15 protein-coding genes and 1 pseudogene are annotated in these 19,949 nt (G+C 65.9%); 6 read left to right on the forward strand and 10 right to left on the reverse strand.

Features of this window, described 5'->3' with window-relative positions:
* Positions 1-2: 2 nt before the first annotated feature.
* The 6 genes and pseudogenes from gudD to IVA81_RS34750 form a co-directional block, all read right to left on the reverse strand.
* Positions 3-1,346: a glucarate dehydratase gene (gene gudD, locus IVA81_RS34725; protein ID WP_247326640.1), complete on the reverse strand. Its 1,344-nt coding sequence runs from the start codon at positions 1,344-1,346 to the stop codon at positions 3-5.
* 24 nt (positions 1,347-1,370) lie between these two features.
* Positions 1,371-2,315, reverse strand: coding sequence for a 5-dehydro-4-deoxyglucarate dehydratase (gene kdgD, locus IVA81_RS34730; RefSeq protein ID WP_247326642.1), 945 nt, complete (start codon positions 2,313-2,315; stop codon positions 1,371-1,373).
* A 130-nt stretch (positions 2,316-2,445) separates the two neighbouring features.
* Positions 2,446-3,351 (reverse strand): LysR substrate-binding domain-containing protein, encoded by a 906-nt coding sequence (locus IVA81_RS34735; RefSeq protein WP_247326644.1) that lies wholly within the window; start codon positions 3,349-3,351, stop codon positions 2,446-2,448.
* 123 nt (positions 3,352-3,474) lie between these two features.
* Positions 3,475-4,827, reverse strand: a pseudogene (locus IVA81_RS34740) (MFS transporter).
* Between the two features lie 371 nt (positions 4,828-5,198).
* On the reverse strand, positions 5,199-7,151 hold the full coding sequence (locus IVA81_RS34745; RefSeq protein ID WP_247326647.1) for a hypothetical protein: 1,953 nt from the start codon (positions 7,149-7,151) through the stop codon (positions 5,199-5,201).
* A 90-nt stretch (positions 7,152-7,241) separates the two neighbouring features.
* Entirely contained in the window at positions 7,242-8,324 is a 1,083-nt protein-coding gene (locus IVA81_RS34750) for a YbhN family protein (RefSeq protein ID WP_247326649.1), read from the reverse strand.
* 426 nt (positions 8,325-8,750) lie between these two features.
* Between IVA81_RS34750 and IVA81_RS34755 the strand changes: the two genes are divergently transcribed.
* The 3 genes from IVA81_RS34755 (at position 8,751) to IVA81_RS34765 (ending at position 13,318) form a co-directional block, all read left to right on the forward strand.
* The gene (locus IVA81_RS34755) at positions 8,751-9,257 is read left to right on the forward strand and encodes a ferritin-like domain-containing protein (RefSeq protein ID WP_063203919.1); all 507 of its coding nucleotides are present in this window, start codon (positions 8,751-8,753) and stop codon (positions 9,255-9,257) included.
* Positions 9,258-9,396: 139 nt separating this feature from the next.
* A complete protein-coding gene (locus IVA81_RS34760; RefSeq protein WP_247326651.1) occupies positions 9,397-10,806 on the forward strand; it encodes an MFS transporter in 1,410 nt (469 codons plus the stop codon).
* A gap of 112 nt (positions 10,807-10,918) precedes the next feature.
* Positions 10,919-13,318 carry an EAL domain-containing protein gene (locus IVA81_RS34765; RefSeq protein WP_247326653.1) on the forward strand — a complete coding sequence of 800 codons (2,400 nt, stop codon included), beginning with the start codon at positions 10,919-10,921 and terminating at the stop codon, positions 13,316-13,318.
* A gap of 3 nt (positions 13,319-13,321) precedes the next feature.
* Here IVA81_RS34765 and IVA81_RS34770 read toward each other — a convergent pair whose 3' ends face one another.
* Positions 13,322-13,756 (reverse strand): hypothetical protein, encoded by a 435-nt coding sequence (locus IVA81_RS34770; RefSeq protein WP_247326654.1) that lies wholly within the window; start codon positions 13,754-13,756, stop codon positions 13,322-13,324.
* 80 nt (positions 13,757-13,836) lie between these two features.
* Between IVA81_RS34770 and IVA81_RS34775 the strand changes: the two genes are divergently transcribed.
* Positions 13,837-14,424: a hypothetical protein gene (locus IVA81_RS34775; RefSeq protein WP_247326655.1), complete on the forward strand. Its 588-nt coding sequence runs from the start codon at positions 13,837-13,839 to the stop codon at positions 14,422-14,424.
* Between the two features lie 8 nt (positions 14,425-14,432).
* Here the strand turns inward: IVA81_RS34775 and IVA81_RS34780 are convergent, their stop codons facing one another.
* Entirely contained in the window at positions 14,433-15,776 is a 1,344-nt protein-coding gene (locus tag IVA81_RS34780) for a PLP-dependent aminotransferase family protein (RefSeq protein WP_247326656.1), read from the reverse strand.
* A 184-nt stretch (positions 15,777-15,960) separates the two neighbouring features.
* Here IVA81_RS34780 and IVA81_RS34785 point away from each other — a divergent pair, with 184 nt between their 5' ends.
* The gene (locus IVA81_RS34785) at positions 15,961-16,197 is read left to right on the forward strand and encodes a DUF1127 domain-containing protein (RefSeq protein ID WP_247326657.1); all 237 of its coding nucleotides are present in this window, start codon (positions 15,961-15,963) and stop codon (positions 16,195-16,197) included.
* A 1,103-nt stretch (positions 16,198-17,300) separates the two neighbouring features.
* Here the strand turns inward: IVA81_RS34785 and IVA81_RS34790 are convergent.
* Entirely contained in the window at positions 17,301-17,726 is a 426-nt protein-coding gene (locus IVA81_RS34790; protein ID WP_247326659.1) for a universal stress protein, read from the reverse strand.
* 50 nt (positions 17,727-17,776) lie between these two features.
* On the reverse strand, positions 17,777-18,313 hold the full coding sequence (locus IVA81_RS34795) for a histidine phosphatase family protein (RefSeq protein WP_247326660.1): 537 nt from the start codon (positions 18,311-18,313) through the stop codon (positions 17,777-17,779).
* Between the two features lie 154 nt (positions 18,314-18,467).
* Here IVA81_RS34795 and IVA81_RS34800 point away from each other — a divergent pair, with 154 nt between their 5' ends.
* A complete protein-coding gene (locus tag IVA81_RS34800; RefSeq protein ID WP_247326662.1) occupies positions 18,468-19,937 on the forward strand; it encodes an FAD-binding oxidoreductase in 1,470 nt (489 codons plus the stop codon).
* Positions 19,938-19,949: the final 12 nt, after the last annotated feature.

A 19,949-nucleotide genomic window follows, 5' to 3' on the forward strand; every position in this document is an offset into this window, starting at 1 on the left:
CCCTACCGCACGAGGCAGGGACGTTTGTCGTCGAAAGTCCAGCCTGGGATCAGGTCCTGCATGGCAATAGCGTCATCACGGGCGCCAAGTCCATGCCGCTTGTAGAGGTCATGCGCCGCGTCGATGGCCGCCCTGTCGATTTCGATACCCAGCCCCGGTCGGTCCGGGACCGCAATCTTGCCGCCCTTGATCTGAAGCGGCTCCCTGGTCAGCGCCTGGCCGTCCTGCCAGATCCAGTGGGTGTCGATCGCGGTGACCTTGCCGGGTGCCGCGGCGCCGACATGGGTGAACATGGCCAGCGAGATGTCGAAATGGTTGTTGGAATGCGAGCCCCAGGTCAGTCCGTTGTCCCGGCAGGTCTGGGCGACGCGCACCGAGCCCTGCATGGTCCAGAAATGGGGATCGGCCAGCGGAATGTCCACCGCGCCCAGGCGCAGCGCGTGGGAGAGCTGGCGCCAGTCGGTCGCGATCATGTTGGTCGCGGTCGGCAGCCCCGTGGCGCGGCGGAACTCGGCCATGATCTCACGGCCGGAGAAGCCGGCCTCGGCGCCGCAGGGGTCCTCGGCATAGGTGAGGATGCCGTGCATGCCCTTGCAGAGGCCGATCGCCTCGTCCAGCGACCAGGCGCCGTTGGGATCGAGCGTGACGCGCGCGTTCGGGAAGCGTTTTGCGATGGCGGTGACGGCCTCGATCTCCTGCTCGCCGCGCAGCACGCCACCCTTCAGCTTGAAATCGGCGAAGCCGTAATGGTCGTGCGTGGCTTCCGCGAGCCGCACCACGGTCTCCGGCGTCATCGCCTCCTGATGGCGGAGGTTGAACCATTCTGGCTTGCCGGTCTCGCCCGCGACATAGTCCAGCCTGCTCTTGCGGCGATCGCCGACGAAGAAGAGATAGCCGAGCGTCTCGACGCTCTTGCGCTGCAGGCCTTCGCCGAGCAGCGCCGCGACCGGCAGGTTGAGGTGCTGGCCGAGCAAATCGAGCAACGCGGATTCGATTGCCGTCACCGCGTGGATCATGATGCGGAGATCAAACGTCTGCTTGCCGCGGCCGCCGGCATCGCGGTCGGCGAAAGCGGTGCGGACGTCGGCGAGGATGTTGTTCATCGCGCCGACGGTCTTGCCGATGACGAGATCGCGCGCGTCCTGGAGCGTCTGCCAGATCTTCTGTCCGCCCGGCACCTCACCGAGGCCGGTGTGACCGGCATTGTCGGTGAGGATGACGATGTTGCGGGTGAAGAACGGCGCGTGCGCACCGCTGAGGTTGAGGAGCATGCTGTCGCGGCCCGCGACCGGGATCACCTGCATCGCCGTGATAACAGGTGCGCCGGAGATATCAGTCTCGGCCATTGCAGGCTCCTCGCTGTTGTCGTCCTATTCTGCAGCCTGTTGTGACGATCGGATGGCGGGCAGATTCTTCACCAGCGCGGTCACTTCCGCGATCTCCTGTTCGGTGAGGTCGGTCAGCGGCGGGCGCACCGGGCCGGAATCGCGGCCGATCACCTTCATGCCGGCCTTGATGATCGAGACCGCATAGCCCTTCTTGCGGTTGCGGATCGCGATCAGCGGCAGGATGAAATCCTTCAGCCCGGCCTGAATCGTCGCGTGGTCGCGCTTGCGCACGGCCGTATAGAAATTGGTCGCGAACTCCGGAACGAAGTTGAACACGGCGGAGGAATAGGTCGTCACACCCATGTCGAGATAGGGCAGGGCGAAGGTCTCGGCCGTCGGCAGGCCGCCGACATAGGTCAGGCGGTCGCCGAGCTTGGTGTAGACGCGGGTCATCAGCTCGATGTCGCCGATGCCGTCCTTGTAGCCGACGAGGTTCGGGCAGCGCTCGGCAAGGCGGGCGAGTGTGTCCGGCTGGAGAATCGCGTTGTCCCGGTTGTAGACGATGACGCCGATCTTCACCGAGGCGCAGACCGCCTCGACATGGGCGGCAAGGCCCTCCTGCTCGGCATGGGTGAGATAGGGCGGCAGCAGCAACAGGCCGTCGGCGCCGGCCTTTTCCGCGCCGATCGCGATCTCGCGGGCGATCGCGGTGCCATAGCCGGTGCCGGCAAGCACGGGCACGCGGCCCTTGGTCTCCTCGACGGCAATCTTGACGACGTGCGGAACCTCGGTCGGCGTCAGCGAGAAGAATTCGCCGGTGCCGCCGGCAGCGAACAGGCCGGCAACGTCGTAGCCGCACAGCCAGTCCATATTGGAGCGGTAGGTCGCCTCGTCGAAGGAGTAGTCAGCCTTAAACGGCGTGACGGGGAAAGACAGGAGGCCGGATCCGATCTTCTGGGCCATTTCCTGCGGGGTCATCTTGCTCACGGGCGCTGCTCCCTTATTGCGTGTTGTGGAGGACGCGGGCTTTAGGCCTGCGCGTCCATGCGCCGTGGTTTAGGAGACCGTTCGATGCGGGTCCAAGCCAAAGCCTATATCGACCGATGCGAAATCAGCATCAATCTTCCGCGGGCTCCGTGGAGGCGAGTTCGCCGGCGATTTTGACCAGCGCCGACAGCAGCGGATTCTCGTCGTCGCGGCGCCAGACCATGAACAGCTCGACCGGAACGCGCGTGCGCAGCTTCAGCGGGCGCAGGCGCACGTCGGAAATCTTCAGGCTCGCAGCCGCCGCCGGCACGATGGCAAGGCCGAGGCCGGCGCGCACCATGGCGAGGATCGAGTGGATCTGGCTCAAATGCTGGACGTAGCGCGGCAGCACGTCGGCGCGGGTGAACAGCGCCACCAGCAGATCGTGGAAGTACCGGCTCTCATAGGGCGAATACATCACGAAGGGCTGGTCGTCAAAATCCTTGATGGTGATGCTGTCGGCATTCGCGAGCGGATGCTTCTTCGGGATCGCGGCGAGCAGCGGCTCGGCGACGACGCGGCGGCTGGTGAGTTCGGGGCGCGCGATCGGCGGCCTGAGCAGGCCGGCGTCGATCTGGCCCGAGGTCAGCGCCTCGAACTGGTCGCCCGACACCATCTCCTTCAGCGAGAAGTCGACCTCGGGCAGCTTGGCACGGCACGCCGCGACGAGCTCGGGAAGGAAGCCGTAAGCTGCGGCGGCCGTGAAGCCGATCTTCACCGAGCCGGTCTTGCCGAGCGCGATGCGGCGGGCGACTTGCGAAGCGCTCTCCGCAAGCTTGAGAATGCGGCGCGCCTCCGGCAGGAAGCTGCGTCCCGCAGGGGTGAGACGGACCGAGCGGCTGGTGCGCTCCAGCAGCGGCGCGTCGATGATATGCTCGAGCACCTGGATCTGCCGGGACAGCGGCGGCTGGGTCATGTTCAGCCGCGCGGCGGCGCGGCCGAAATGCAGTTCCTCCGCCACCGTGACGAAACAGCGGAGTTGGTTGAGGTCGAACATCGATACATGCCTTAGATGAATAAGGCGTTTCCCCGGCACTTCTAGCATCGATCACCCCCAAAACAAAGACGGCGGCTTTTGAGGCCGCCGTTGAGTTGCCTGGTCAAGCTCCCATGGGAGCCCTCAGGAGGAACGTTTGAGCGTCACCCGCTCGATCTTGCCGACGATGACGAGATAGGCGAACGCCGCCACCAGCGCGTTGAGGCCGACGAACACCAGCGCGCCGTTGAACGAGCCGGTCGCGGCCAGGATGTAGCCGATCACGATCGGGGTGGTGATCGAGGAGAGGTTGCCGAAGGTGTTGAACAGGCCGCCGGAGACGCCGCCGGCTTCCTTCGGCGAGGTGTCGGAGACCACCGCCCAGCCGAGCGCGCCGATGCCCTTGCCGAAGAAGGCGAGCGCCATAAAGCCGACCACCAGCGCCTGTCCATCGACATAGTTGCAGGCGATGATCGACATCGACAGCAGCATGCCGCCGACGATCGGGATCTTGCGCGCCATGGTCAGCGAACCGGTCCTGCGTAGGATCGCATCCGAGATGATGCCGCCGAGCACGCCGCCGATGAAGCCGCACAGCGCGGGCAGCGTCGCGACGAAGCCGGCTTGCAGGATCGACAGGCCGCGCTCCTTGACCAGATAGACCGGGAACCAGGTCAGGAAGAAATAGGTCAGCGTGTTGATGCAGTATTGGCCGAGATAGACGCCGAGCATCATGCGGTTGGAGAGCAACTGGCGGATGTGGTCCCAGCCGGAGCCGGCCTCGGGCGCACGCGCGCGCGGCAGATCGTTCTTGGGCGCGTCGAGATCGACCAGCGCGCCGCCCTCCTTGATGTACTCGAACTCGGCGTCATTGATCGAAGGATGCTCCTTCGGGCCATAGATGGTCTTGATCCAGACGAAGCCCATGACGATGCCGAGCGCACCCATCACGAAGAACACGAAGCGCCAGCCGTAAGAGTGCGCGATCCAGCCCATCAGCGGCGCGAAGATCACGGTGGCGAAATACTGTCCCGAATTGAAGAAGGCCGAGGCGGTGCCGCGCTCGCTGCCCGGAAACCAGGCGGCGACGATACGGGCATTGGCGGGGAAGGACGGCGCTTCCGCGATGCCGACCAGGAGGCGGAGCGCGAACAGCACGGCGATGGCCGCGCCGGCGCTGAGGAAGCCGACCCAGCCCTGCATCAGCGTGAACAGCGATCAGATGATGATGCTGAAGGCGTAGACGATGCGCGAGCCGTAGCGGTCGAGCAGCCAGCCGCCCGGCACCTGCGCCGCGACATAGGACCAGCCGAAAGCCGAGAAGATCCAGCCCATGGCGACGGGATCGAGATGCAGCTCCTTGGAGAGCGCGGGGCCGGCGATCGACAGCGTGGCGCGGTCGGCATAATTGACGGTCGTGACCAGGAACAACATGGTCACGATGAGCAGTCTGACGCGAGACCTCCTCGCATCCGCTGCGGACACCACTGCGCTCATCAGGCGCCTCCCTAGAACTCGAACCCGTTTCCCCGAGACGAGTCCTAGAGGCGCGCGCGGCAAAGTGTCCAAGTTCAAGGCAGTATCGATCGATGCCGTTTTTGGATTGATGGAACGGCAAGTCGGGGGAACGATCATAAGGTGCCGAGAATGTGCACGATGGTGATGCGCGAGATTATGCCGCGCGCACCGTTGTCATTGCGAGCGCAGCGAAGCAATCCAGAGTCCCTCCGTGGAAAGATTCTGGATTGCTTCGCTGCGCTCGCAATGACGGTCTGCCGGCTGCGCGTAGCCCGCATGAGCGAAGCGATATGCGGGGACAGTGGTCCCGGATGTCGCTTTCGCTCATCCGGGCTACGATACCGCCTGCGCTACTGCCTTGCGCTCGGCAACAGCTGCGGCAGGAATCCGCGCGTCACACCCGGCGGCACGGCGTCCAGCCCGAGCACGGCGCTCGCGGCCGGCAGCGCCGCATCCGCCATCGCGGCATGACCTTCGGCGCTCGGATGCACCGCGCCGCCATAGACGGCGGAGAGCACGCCCCAGGTGGCATCGTGGATGTCGGTCGGCTGGCTCGCCGCCGGCAATCCCTGCGGATAGGTCATCGCGGCAAAATAGCTGTCATTGGCGTCGCGGATCCAGCGCCCGCGCGGCAGGTAGGCACGATATTCCGAGGCGCCGCGGCCGCACAGCATCGGCTGGCTCGCTGCGCTCACGATATCAGGATTGAAGCTCTGGCCGTTCTCGGCAAAGCAGGTGCGATCGAATTCGGGATCGTTGCCTGAATGGGCGCAGAAGCCGTGATCGGCGAACGCCGCCTGGTGCGCATCGACGAAGGTCATGCGGTCGGCTTCGACATCGCGGCACAGCGCGCCACGGGTGCAGGTGGCGAGCCCCTTCAGTTGTGGCAAGAACTCGGTGTCGACGAAGGTCGAAACGCGGGCAAGGCGCTGCGGATCGGCGTTGAAGGACGGATGGATGTCGAAGCCGGCCCGGCCGCCGCGACAGGGCACGCCGCCCTCGGCAAGCGCAGGATTGGCGTAGGAGACATAGACGACGTGCGAGAGGTCGCCACCGACGAGCGGCTTCAGCGCCTCGCGCAGCTTGACGAAATTCTGTGGCAGCTCGCGCGCCAGCGCATCGCGGGAATCGTCGACGCTCGCCATCACGCCGGAGCGGCGGAACAGCGTGCGCTCGGTCGCGGTCTCGACGATCACGTCGGCGACGAGACCGGAGAAATAGACATCGTTGGCGCCGACCGAGAGCAGCACGAGGTCGAGCGTGCGGTCGGGCTGGCGTTTCTTTGCCGCGGTGAGCGCCTCGCGCAATTCCGCGACCTGCGCGTTCACACTGGTATTGCAGACGCCGGTTTTGCCGGGCGGGCATTCGCGGGCGCGCTGCGAGCCGAGCAGCCCGTCGCCGATGCTGGCGCCGGTGCAGGCGAGCGGCAGGTAGGTCACGGCGATGTGAGTGTAGCGCACCGCGAGCGCCAGCGCAGTGCGCGTCTGGTAGCTATACAGCGAGCGGTGGCAGGGCGCGTTGAACCAGAGCGCGCTGTAGCGTTGCCAGTTGGCGAGCGTATCCGGCGCCTCGCAGGCGCGGCCGCCCTTGAAGCCGTGGCGGCTCGGACGGTAATACTGCGCACCGGCGGTACCGAGATAGGAGCGGAAGCAAAAACCTTCGTCCGACAGCGCCAGCGGCCGGTCCGGATTGCCTTCGCCTGAAGCAATGCTGTCGCCGAGGCCGGCGACGAAAATGTCGCGGACCTGGATCTCGGTCTGGACGCGCTGGGTCGGATCGGAGCCGGAGGAGACGTCGACGGTTGCGACTGTCTGCTTGCCGTAGCGGACACGTAAGTTGATCGGCTCGGCGCAGTCGAAGGTCGATTGTTGCGGGCCGTCGCCGTCGTCGAACGACCAGGCGCAGGTGGCGCCGACCGGCACGGCGCCAACGAGGCGCACGGTGACCGGATGGTCGATCGGGGTGAGGTAGTTTTCCTTGGTGTTATCGCGGGTGCAGGGCTGGTTAACCCGACCCTGGAGGTCGATGCAGAGGCGGTTGACCATGTTGCGGGCCCAGCCGCGGCCTTCGCTCTGGAGCTCCAGCGATTGTTCAGCGGCCAGGATGTTGCGGTTGCGCGCGTTCTCGACATGGAGCAGGAAGTCGCGCTCCTCGCGGAACAGCCGGAAGCGGTTACGTACCTCCCAGCTGATCTGCAGGGTGCCGGAATCCTGAGCGGCGGCGCGCTGGGGCGGCAAGGCGATCAGAATCCCCGCAAGCAGCAGGGCGCCTGCGGAAAGGGTACGAAGGGGGAGAGGGATCATGGCCCGCTGTTCAACGGCAAAGTTGAGGCGGAAATAAGAGAGGATTGCTCCCCCGCCTGCAACCTTCGTCTCACGGGTTTGAGGGTCCGCCTACCGCTTGCCGGCCTGCCGCAGCGCCCGTTCGCGCTCCATCGCGGCCACCTGCTTGGGCAGATTAGCCTGGGCGCAGGCCTCCGCCAGCCGTCGCCGCTCCTGCCACGGCGCGACCACGTTCATCCAGAGCTCGCGCGTGCCCATGATGGAGATGGCGAGGCCGAACGGGATCACGAAATAGAGGATGCGGAACACCAGCAGCGTCGCCAGAAGCTCCTCGCGGCCGAATTGGGGCAGCGCCACCAGCATGGCGGCATCGAACACGCCGATCGAGCCGGGCGCATGGCTGGCAAAGCCGATCAGCGTCGCCAGGATGAACACCACGGCAAGCGACATGAAGTCGATCGGCGGATTGGCAGGCATCAGCAGATACATTGCCAAGGCGCAGAAGCCGAGATCGACCACGCCGATCAGGATCTGCACCAGGGTCAGCGGCGCCGAGGGCAGCACCACCTTCCAGCCCTTTTGGCCGAGCTCCCGCCGCTTCTCGCCCATGCACAGCCAGACCAGATATGCGCCAATCGAGGTAAGGCCGCCGAGCGCGATCAGCCGGTTGATCGACGGGGGAAGCTGATCCATCGAGGACGCCGCATCCGGATGGACGGCCAGGCCGATCGAGAGCACGAAGATGTTACCGAGCCAGAAGGTGAGGCCCGACAGGAAGCAGATCTTGGCGACGTCGATCGCGTTCAGCCCGTAATCCGAATAGATCCGGAAGCGGATCGCGCCGCCGGTGAAGACGGTGGCGCCGATGTTGTGGCCGATCGAATAGGACGTGAAGCTGGAGAGTGCCGCGATGCGATAAGGCACGTGCTTCTTGCCGATCGTTCGCAGTGCAAAAAAGTCGTAGAATGTCAGCGTACAGAACGCGAAGAAGACGCAGATCGCCGCGAGCCCGATGCTCCCGCGGGGAATCTCGGTCAACGCGGTCAGGATGACCCCGGTATCGATGCCCTTGAGGGTCCGCACCAGCGTCGTGATCGCGAAGGCGATGATGAAGATGCTCGCGGCAACTCCGAGCCGTCGCCAGCCGATCCATCTCTTGAAGCCGCGCTTCAGCGCAGGCAGCAGTCCGTGCATTCATCCTCCCGGCGGGGGGCAAGACCGACCGGGCCAGACATTGGCCGGTCGGGTGCGATGATGGCCAAAGGCAGGCATCGATCGCTAGGCATGATCCAGCTCATTTAAGGCAAAAACAGCGGCTTGTGCAGCCCTTGACAACAATAGGTTCTGCGCTGGACTGGCTACTTTTGTCATACGCGGTTCACATCGCAGGCGCGTTAAGCATATGAGTCGTGAAACCGGCCGGCTCGCGCATTTCGTGTGCTGTCATGATTTCAGGTCCCGGCGTCGTCCGCATTGTTCCAGCGCAAGCCATACGGGGCTTTTTGGAACGTCGCTGTCGCGCGCTCGTTGTGCCCCATCAGCAACCGAACATGGCGGAATAAGCGGCTTTTCGTGCAAGCCGCTGCCGTCGTGTTCCAGAAACCGAAAGAGGACGGAACGATGGGACTGTTCACAAAAGACATCAAAACCATGAACGACCTGTTCGTGCACCAGCTCCAGGACATCTATTATGCCGAGCAGCAGCTGACCAAGGCGCTGCCGAAAATGGCAAGCAAGGCCACCGATCCCCAGCTGAAACAGGGCTTTTTGACGCACCTCGAGGAAACCAAGCAGCATGTCGCTCGGCTCGAGGAGGTCTTCAAGATGCATGGCGTCCCTGTGAAGGCAGTCGATTGCCCGGCCATTGACGGCATCATCGAGGAAGCCGACGAGACCGCCGGCGAAGTGGCCGACAAGGCGGTGCTCGACGCGGCGCTGATCAATGCGGCGCAGGCCGCCGAACATTACGAGATCGTGCGCTACGGCAGCCTGATCGCCTGGGCCAAGCAGCTCGGCCGCAACGACTGCGCCAGCGTGCTCGCCAAGACGCTCGAGGAAGAGAAGGCGACCGACATGAAGCTGACGAAACTCGCCGAGAGCAAGGTGAACCTGCGCGCGGCGAGTTAAGCCCACGCTCGACCAGGATGGCGCGGCGCGGTCATCCGCGCGGCGCTTGCATGCCCTGCATCATCATTCGGTCATTATCGAAGCATGATGGCGGGCCGGCAGCGTATGTTTCGCATGGGGCTGCAATCGAGGTGGCAGCATGCGAGCGAGCACCATCAAATATGAAACTTTCGACGGCAGGGCCGGCGCACAACGCACCGGCTCGCCTCTTGCGACCTCTCTCACGCTGGCCGCAATGAGCCTCGGCTATGGCGTCGTGCAGCTCGACGTCACCATCGTCAATACGGCGCTTGATGCGATGGGCAGGACGCTCGGCGGCGGCGTCGCCGAGCTGCAATGGGTGGTCAGCGCCTATACCATCGCGTTTGCCGCCTTCATCCTGACATCAGGCGCGCTTGGCGACCGCATCGGCGCCAAGCGTGTCTTCATGGCGGGGTTCGCCATCTTCACCGCGGCTTCGCTCGCCTGCGCGCTGTCGCCTAATGCGGCCGTGCTGATCGCAGCGCGGCTGGTCCAGGGGCTGGCGGCGGCGATCCTGGTGCCGAATTCCCTTGCGCTGCTCAATCATGCCTATGCGGACGACCGCGCGCGCGGCCGTGCCGTCGCGGTCTGGGCTGCCGGAGCGAGCCTTGCGCTCACCGCCGGCCCCTTCGTCGGCGGCGCGCTGATCACGCTGGTCGGTTGGCGCGCGATCTTCCTGGTCAATCTGCCGATCGGGCTCGCCGGCCTGTGGCTGAGCTGGCGCTACGCCAGCGAGACCACGCAAGCGCGCTCGCGCGAGATCGATCTGCCCGGCCAGCTTGCCGCGATCGGCGCGTTGGGGGCGCTCGCCGGCGCGATCATCGAGGGCGGCGCGCTCGGCTTCGGACATCCAGCCGTGATCGCAGCCTTTGCCGCAGCCGCAATTCTCGCCGTGCTCTTCGTCTGGCGTGAGAGCCGCGCTGCGCAGCCGATGCTGCCCTTCTCGTTGTTCAGTCACCGCCTGTTTACCCTGACCACGATCGTCGGCCTCCTCGTCAACATCGCGATCTACGGCCTGATCTTCGTGCTCAGCCTGTACTTCCAGAGGATCAACGGCCTGTCGGCGTGGTGGACCGGTCTCGCCTTCGTGCCGATGATGGCGGCGGTGCTGCCGGTCAATCTGCTGGCGCCTCGGCTCGCCGAACGCATCGGCGCGTGCCTGACCATCGTCGTCGGCGCCTGCGTCTCGGCGCTTGGTTGCCTCGGCCTGCTCGGGATCGAAGCCGGCACGGGCTATTGGGCGATCTTTGCGCAGATGATCGCGATCAGCGGCGGACTCGGGCTGCTGGTGCCGCCGCTGACCTCGACCTTGCTGGGCAGCGTCGCGAAGGCGCGCTCCGGCATCGCCGCGGGTGTCCTGAACGCGACGCGGCAGACCGGCAGCGTCCTCGGCGTCGCGCTATTCGGCTCGCTGGTGGCCCCGGAGGGGGCGTTCATGACGGGCCTGCATCTGTCGCTGGTCGTGTCCGCGGCCGTGCTGCTGCTCGCCGCTGCCGTGATCGGCGTCGGTGCGCCGGCGCGTGGATGAACAATCCAACGGAATGATCACATCTTCCGTTCACCATGCCCGAAACAGGCGCGTAGCCAGTTACCGACTGTCCACCTCTATGGGTTCAAGTGCAGGTCGATAGGGGCCTGCAATGTATCAAGTTCTCTACTGTCTCACCGAAGAGCACGATTTGCGGCTCGTCGCGCTTGGCGGCGCGGTGTGTCTGCTCGCCAGCGCGGCGGCGATCAGCCTGTTCCACCGGGCGCGCGCGACGCAAGGCCTAGGGCGTCTGGCCTGGCTCGGCCTCGACGCCGCCGTCAGCGGATGCGGCATCTGGGCGACGCATTTCATCGCGATGCTCGCTTACGGGCCGGGAGGCGCGGGCGCCTACAACATCCCGGTGACCATCCTGTCGTTGATCTTCGCGATCTCCGTGACCTTCGTGGGGCTGAGCATCGCCATATCGTCCTTGCGCGCGGTGTGGATCGTTCTCGGCGGCGCCATCGTCGGTTCCGGTGTCGCGGCGATGCATTACACCGGCATGGCGGCGCTGGAGATACCGGCGCGGGTTGACTGGATCGGAAGCACGGTCACCGTCTCGGTGCTATCAGGAATTTTCTTCGCGGCACTTGCACTGTTCGTGGCGGCGCGACGCGACGACCTCTTCCACGCGCTGGCGGCGACTGCCCTGCTGACGGTCGCCATCGTCGCGCATCATTTCACCGCGATGGGCGCGGTTGTGCTGACGCCGGATCCGACGCTTGCGATCAGCGGGCTGTCGATCCCGCCGGCCTCGTTGTCCTTCCTCACCGCGGGGGCCGCGGTCGCGATCATCGCGATTGCGCTCGTCGCCGGGCTGCTCGACCGCCGCGCCAAGGGCGAACTTGGCCGCCAGCAGATCGTGCTGGACACGGCGCTGGAGAACATGTCGCAGGGACTGTGCATGTTCGACGCCGACGGCAAGATCATCCTGTTCAACGAGCGCTATGCCGCGATGCTCGGCCGCACCAACATCCTGCTCACCGGCCGCCTGCTGGTCGACGTGCTCAGGGAGGAGCAGGCCAAGGGCCAGTGGCAAGGCGACGCCGGCGAGTTCTTCGCCCGCCTCGTCGCCGACGCGCGCGAGAGCCGCACCACGACCGACGTCGTCAACAGGCTCGGCCGATCCATCAGGGTCGTCAACCAGCCAATGCAGGGCGGCGGCTGGGTCGCGACCTTCGAGGACATCACCGAATGGCTGGAGGCCCAGGCCAAGATCTCGCACATGGCCCGCCATGACGCGCTGACCAGCCTGCCGAACCGCGTGCTGTTCCACGAGCAGCTCGTGCAGGGACTGCGTCGGACCAGGTCGGGCGACCAGCTCGCGGTGCTTTGCCTCGATCTCGATCACTTCAAGGACATCAACGACTCGCTCGGCCATCCCATCGGCGATGCCTTGCTCAAGGAGGTCGGCCGCAGGCTGAAGGCCACCGTCGGCGAGAGCGACACCGTGGCGCGGCTCGGCGGCGACGAGTTCGCCGTGGTCCAGATCGGACGTTCGGAGGAAACCGCGGCGCGATCGCTTGCCGGGCGCCTCGTCGAGGTGATCTCGGCACCTTACGAGATCGACGACCATCAGATCGTCATCGGCGTCTCGATCGGCATCTCGCTGTCGCCGCAGGATGGCGACAATCCGGACGAGCTCTTGAAGAACGCCGACCTCGCGCTGTACCGCGCCAAGGCGGACGGCCGCGGCACATACCGGTTCTTCGAGACCGGCATGGATGCGCGCGCGCAGGCGCGCCGCCTGCTGGAGATGGATCTGCGCGCCGCGCTGCAACGCGACGAGTTCGAGGCGTATTATCAGCCGATCCGCGACGTCGCCAGCGGTCGCGTCGTCGCCTTCGAGGCGCTGCTCCGCTGGAACCATCCGCAGCGCGGCCTGATCGCGCCCATCAACTTCATTCCGCTGGCCGAGGAGACCGGACTGATCGTCCAGCTCGGCGAGTTCGTGCTGCGCTCCGCCTGCACCGACGCGGCCACCTGGCCCGACGATGTCGACGTCGCCGTCAATTTGTCGCCGGTGCAGTTCAAGAATCCGAACCTGATCGCATCCGTGACCGAGGCGCTGGCCGCTTCGGGACTTGACGCGCACCGCCTCGAGCTCGAGATCACCGAATCCGTGCTGCTCCAGAACAGCGAGGCGACGCTGACCACGCTGCATGAGCTGCGCGCCATGGGCGTGCGCATTTCGCTCGACGATTTCGGCACCGGCTATTCGTCGCTGAGCTATTTGCGCAGCTTCCCGTTCGACAAGATCAAGATCGACCGCTCCTTCGTTTCGGAGCTGGCGACGCGCGAGGATTCCATGGCGATTATCCGCGCCGTGACCGGCCTCGGCCGCAGCCTCGGCATCGTCACCACGGCGGAAGGCGTCGAGAACGATGCGCAGCTCGAGCTGCTCCGGCGCGAAGGCTGTACCCAGGCGCAGGGCTATCTGTTCAGCAAGCCGAGGCCCGCCTCGGATGTCGCGATCATGCTGGACCGGCCGCGGCTGCGCGCGTCGGCGTAGGGATCAGCCGCGGCGCAGCGCGAAATGCGCGCCGCAGAACGCCATCACGGCGCCGAGGCACAGCGCGGCGAGGCCGGCCAGCACGCCCGAGACCGTCGGGACCGGGCTCGGCGCCGAAGCCACCTGGCCCGCGCCCGCCAGCAGCAGCACGCCGACCGCGATCAGGAATTGCCGCATCCGCTGCGGGATCTGGCCGGAGACGGCGCTCTGCATCAACGTCGCCGTGAAATAGCCGCCGGAAAAGCCGACCGTCGCAATCAACCACCACGCGATCGCCGCGCCGGCGGGGATGAACTCATGGGTGTCGGAACGCCAGAGCCCGCCGAGGTCGAGCCCGTAGCGCGCGCCCAGCATGTGCACCGCGAGCGCGAGCAGCACGCCTGAGATCATTGCGGCGCCGAGAATCAGGCGGCGCGGAAAAAAAATCGTCTCAGCCATGTCTCGCTTGTAGGATGGGCGAGGGCGATCAGGCAAGCGGGTCGCGGGCGGGACTGCGCGGGATCGGATTGATTGTGAAGATGCAGGATTCGGGAGCTGACGCGACTTCGGGCACGAGCTATGCCTACAAGGCGTCGCTGATCGGTTCGGCGCATCGCTTCGAGCTGACGGAGGAGGGGCTTTCCTGGCACATCGCCGGGCGCTCGGGCCTTTGGCGTTATGACGAGATCAGCGCGATCCGGCTGTCGTTTCGCCCGGTGTCGATGCAGCAGCACCGCTTTCGCGCCGACGTCAGCCACAGCAGTGGCCGCCGTATCTCGATCCTGTCGACGAGCTGGCAGACCGCGGCGCTGATGGCGCCGCAGGACTACGGCTTTCGCGCGTTCATCGTCGCGCTGCATGCGCGGATGGCGAAGGCGGGCAGCCGCGCGGCGCTGACCGCCGGGCTTGGCCGCACGGCCTATGCGGCAGTGCTGGCGTTCCTGGCGATGCTGACGGTGGCGATGGTGGGCCTGTTGATCCGCGCCCTCGTGATCGGCGAGTTCGCCGGCGCGCTGTTCATCCTCGGCTTTGCCGCGCTGTTCGCCTGGCAGGTCGGCGGCTTCGTGCGACGCAACCAGCCGCGGAGCTATGGCTTCGAGCAATTGCCCCGGTCCTTGCTGCCATAGACCGATCGCTACTCCGTCGAGTCGAAATCCTCTTCCTTGGTGCCGAGCAGCGACACGATGGTGCGCAGGCCGGAATCGAGTTGCTCGAAGGTGGGCGGGGCGAGTGCGAGGCGCACCGCGTTCGGTGCATGGCCGTGGGCGATGGCGAAGGTGGAGGACGGCGTCAGTGCGATGCCGCGCCGGGCCGCAGCCGCCACGAAGGTCTGCGAGCGCCAGTGCGGCGGCAGCGTCAGCCACAGATGGTATGAGCGCGGATCGGCGGCGAGCTGGTAGCCGGCCAGCAGTCTTGCGGCGGTCTGCTGCCGCCGCGCGGCGTCGATCCGTTTCAGCCGCGTCAGCTCGGCGACGGTGCCGTCGGCCATCAGCCGCTGCCCGGATGCGAGCGCGTGGCCGGAGGCGATCCAGCCGCCGGTCCGCACGGCGCTCATCACGCTTTCGCGCAAGTGAGGCGGCGCCACGAGGATTCCGAGTGCAAGGCCGGGCGCGACCTTCTTGGACAGGCTGTCGAGCACGATGCAGCGGTCAGGCCCGAGCGCGGCCAGCGGCGTATCGTCGGCGAGGAAGCCGTAGACGGTGTCCTCGATGATGGTGAGGTCGAGCTTCTCGGCGACGCGCATGATGTCGGCGCGCCGCGTCGCGTTCATGGTGACGCCGAGCGGGTTTTGGATGATGGGCTGGAGATACAGCGCCGACAGATGCGCCTCGCGGTGCGCCTTCTGGATGGCGTCGGGCCGCGCGCCGTGCTCGTCCATCGGAATCGGGACCAGCGTCACACCGAGCCTCGCCGCGATGCTCTTGACGTAAGGATAGGTCAGCGCCTCGACGCCGCAGCGGCCGCCGGTCGGGACGAGCGCTGCGAGCGCGGCCGCGAGCGATTGCTTGCCGTTGGCGGTGAAGACGATCTGCTCGGCCTGCGGCGCGAAATCCTTGCGCGTGAGATAGGCGGCCGCAGCATTGCGTGCGCTCTTGGTGCCGGTGCTGGTCGAGACGCGCAGCGCCGATTCGAGCGCGTCGACGCGCTCGAGCCCTGCGAGGCTCTTGGCGATCATCGCCCATTGCTGCGGCAGCAGCGGATAATTGACCTCGAAATCGATCCGCGCATCGCGCGGCTCGCTCAAGGCCTCGACCTCGCGCCTGATGTCGCCGGAGATGAAGGTGCCGCGACCGACCTCGCCGACGACGAGCCCACGACGGAGCAACTCCGTGTAAACCCGGCTCGCGGTCGAGACCGCAATGCCACGGTCATAGGCAAAATTGCGCTGCGGGGGCAGCCGGTCGCCGGGCCTTAACGTGCCGTTAGCGATATCCACGGCAATGGCATCGGCAAGCTTCACGTACTCGAACTTGGACATTATTGCACCGAGAGCAATGTTTTACTTGCTCCGAGCAGTGTACTGGAGCATTTAAGTTCCATCAAGTTCCGCGATTGAGCCGAGGAGAGCGAGAGCAATCCGACGGCAATGAGGTGCAAGCGCTCGTAGCGTCTGCGCCAACGGCATCGGCTTCGCCGCGCGGGACGAGTGCCGGAGAAGACAAATGACCCTGATCTCACAAACTGCCGGGCGGAGCTTACGCCCATCCTCATCGAGCGGATTTTTCAGCACGCTCGCCCATGCCGCCTACGCGCTGTTCGACCGCCTCGAGCGCCGCTCCGCCGTCAAGACATTGAACGAGCTCGACGACCGCGCCCTGCGCGACATCGGGATCACGCGCAGCCAGATCGAGGACGCGGTGTACGGGCAGTTCAAGGCCGAGCTGACGCGATATCTGTGAGTTTGGTCTGAGCGAGCGTTGCTGCTCGCTCTCGTGTCCCGGACGCGCTGCAACGCTCTTGCGTTGCTGCGCAGAGCCGGGACCCAGTAAGCCACAAAGCTCGCTGCAACATGGGCCCCGGCTCTGCAGCGCATCACTTCGTGCTGCGCTGCGTCCGGGGCACGAGAGTGGCGTTCGACCCGCAACTGTCTCAACATCGTCGTTGCGAGCGCAGCGACTTGTCCGCCGAAGCCTCGGCGAAGGCGGAAGCAATCCAGGAATCTCTCCGCCGAGGCAGTGCCGTAGGGTGGGCAAAGGCGCACAGCGCCGTGCCCACCAATTCAATCGCGACAGGCAAAGAAGGTGGGCACGCTTCCGCTTTGCCCACCCTACGATGTCCGAGCTTGTGACACGCAGCTCAAATCGCAGACACACCCTCGCATCCTCGCGGCTCAATTCGCCCGAGCTTTGCTTCATCGCTTCGCCCTCAATTGAAAGAGGGCGCAGGGAAGACCGGGCGCCGGCTGGCACCCGCGGTCCACTGTGCGAAAGGCAGTAGCGAAATCTGCACAGCGGCATACAGGTGAAGCCAAACGACCGGCCTTCCCTGCGCAGTGGTTTGACGGCTTATGTCGTGCTCTCCCCGGGGAGCGATGCACTATTGCCCCCGTCGCCTTGCGGATGATCGATGCGCGTGCCCGGTCGGGCCGCCACATCACCGCTGAGACTTGACGCACAGACCCCGGGCGTCAGGACCACACGATTTTGCCGTACGCCGATCACACCGGTCGTGTGCGCGACACGTTTCGCTCACGGTTGCCCGCCCTGCGAAGCTCTTCGCGCCGATGTCACCTGCGTCCACCGCCGTCCGGCCCGCGTTCGTGACGATCGCGATACGCCCCTCTTCCTTGGGCCGGGTTAAGGCGACACATACGCCGTTTCCGAATTTCGGTAAAGTGGAATATTTCTGCGGCGGGCGTTGACCCAGGGCTCGCGTGTTTTGCCCGTCGGCAACGCAAGGACTTGTAGCCCGGATGAGCGAAGCGACATCCGGGGTTCTCGCCATGAGTGGCCCCGGGTGTCGCTTCGCTCACCCGGGCTACGGAAATGCCGGAGAGTTGAGTTCAGTGCCTGACCACCAGCACCGAGCATTTGGCGTAGCGCACGACGTGCCCGGCGTTGGAGCCGAGGAAATAGGTGCGCATCGCCGGCCGGTGCGAGGTCATCACGATCAAATCGGCCTTCATGTGCGTGGCTTCCTCCAGAATCTCGTGGTAGATGCCGCCCTGGCGCACCACGCTGGAGATCCGCGCTTGCTCGATGCCGGATTCGCGCGCGACGATGACGAGCGCCTCTTCCGAGGTCTGGCGCTGCTGCTCATCGAAATCGGCCGGCACGTATTCGGCCAGCATCACCGGCGTCATCGGCAGCACGTTGAGCAGGCGCACCATGCCGCTCCAGGTCTGCGACAGCGTTGCCGCGGTTGCGATCGCCGGCTTGGCCAGATCAGTGTCGGCGAGGTCGATGGGCACGAGGATGGACTTGAACATTTGCGCCTCCAAATCTTCCAGTCAGCACGTCTTGCCGGCACGTCGCGCGGTCATCCCGATCGAAGCAGCTTGGGGCTGGTGAACAGCACCAGCTTGCCGCGGCGGTAGGCCACGTCACCCCAATCCTTGACGTCAAAGTCGAAGATCGCAAGCCCCGCGGTGGGCAGATTGTCGGCGAGCGCCCTGGCGCCGGCCGGATCGCCGCCGCCCATCAGCATCAGCGCGGCCTCGTGCATGCCGGGATTATGGGCGACCAGCAGCAATCGCTTTGGGTCGGCCGGGGCGGTTGCAGTGCGAATGGAATCCAGGATCTGCGCGGGATCGGCGCCGTAGAGTTCCGGCAGGATCTCGACCTGCGGCGTCGGGACGCGGTCCTTCATCGCCTCCCAGGCGATGTCCCAGGTCTGCCGGGCTCGGACGGCGTGCGACACCAGCACGGTATTGGGGAAGGGCGGATGGCCGGCGATCCAGTCGCCGATCTGGGCGGCATCCTTGTGGCCGCGGTCGTCGAGCCGGCGGTCCTGGTCACGGCCGCTCGGCGCGTCAGTCTCTGTCTTGGCGTGACGCAGCAGCATCAAACGGCGCATGGCATTCTCGAATCGTTCCACGTCCAGAATAATCTACAAGCGCCGACCGAGGACAAGGTGACAGGCGCCCGGTTGGTACCAGGTTGTTAGTTAAAGCATGGTCCTATCGGGAAACCGCTGCGCACTTTTCCGGATCATGCTCTAAGAAAACGACATGAGCGAGACTTTCACAAGCGTGTCCCAGGAAGAAGCCGGCTTTCGCGACCGCACGCGGCTGTCGTTCGACCTCGACGCCGACATCTGCGTCATCGGTGCGGGGCTTGCCGGGCTCACCATCGCGCTGGAGGCGGCCCGGCTCGGGGCCAGTGTCGCGGTGCTCGAGGGCCGGCACATCGGCTGGAACGCGTCCGGCAACCAGCTCGGCGCCGTCATGCCGGGCTTTGCGCTGCCGCTCACTGAGCTGATCGAGCGCATCGGCTTCGAGGACGCGCGTGAATTGTGGGGGTTGTCGAAGGAGGGCGCCGCGTTCGTCCGGGCCAACGCCACGGAAGAGAACATGCCGGGGATCGGCCTGAGCGACGGCGTGCTGGAGGTCTCCAACGTCGATGCCGGCGACCGGCTGATCAGCCGGTTGCAGATGCTGAACGAGGATTTCGACACCGAGGTCGAGGGTTGGCAGGTCGATCGCGTCCGCGAGGTGCTCAAGACCGATCGCTACTTCCACGGCGTGTATTATCCGAAGGCGTTCCAGCTCGACGGCCGCAAATATGTGCACGGCCTCGCAGCGCTGGCGCGGCGGGCAGGCGCCCGCATCTTCGAGGACACGCCTGTCGTCAGTATCGATCATTCCGGCATCCGCAAACGCATCGTCACGCCGTCGGCGCGGCTGCGCGCAACCCACATCGTGCTCGCGGGCAACATTCATCTCGGCGCGCCCTTGAGGCGCCTGTCGGAGACGCTGCTGCCGGTCTGGCGCTATGCCGGAATCACCGCGCCCCTCGGTGAGCGCGTGCACGAGCTCATCGCCTTCAAGGGATCGGTGATGGATTCCGACCGCGTCGACCATTTCCGCATCGTCGACGGCGACCGGCTGATGTGGGAGAGCCCGGAGACCACCTGGGCCGCGCGGCCGCAGCGCTTTGCAGGCGCTGTCAGGCGGCGGATCCGCACGATCTTTCCGGCGCTCGGCAATGTCGAGATCACCGAGACGTTCGGCGGCGCCACCGGCCAGACCGTGCACGGCATGCCGCAGATCGGCCAGTTGCGCAAAGGCCTGTGGGTGGCGAGCGGGTTCGGCCGCCAGGGCATGAACACCTCGGCCATGGCCGGGCAGATGATCGCGCGCAGCATCCTGCGGGGCGATGAGCGCTGGAAGCTGTTCTCGCCGTTCGAGCTGGTCTGGGCGGGCGGTGCCACGGGGCGCGTCGCGGGCCAGTTGGTCGGGGTCTGGGGCAGGGCGAGTTCCGCCGCCGCAGGCTCGCTCGCCCGTTACCGCGAACGTGCCAGGGTCAAGGACAGGGAGCGCGAGGCGCGTCTCGCCGAAGCCAACCGGGCCGCCGGCACCGGTCCGCGCCGCCCACCGCCCGGCGTCCGGCCGCGTCCGGCCCCGCCGCCGAAACCCGCGGCCCAAGAGGAAGAACAGGCCGTGGAACCGGCCTCGCAGCACGCTGGCGTCGCGCGATAGGCCCGAGAAAAA

The sequence above is a fragment of the Bradyrhizobium sp. 141 genome (assembly GCF_023074055.1).
Classification (GTDB): domain Bacteria; phylum Pseudomonadota; class Alphaproteobacteria; order Rhizobiales; family Xanthobacteraceae; genus Bradyrhizobium.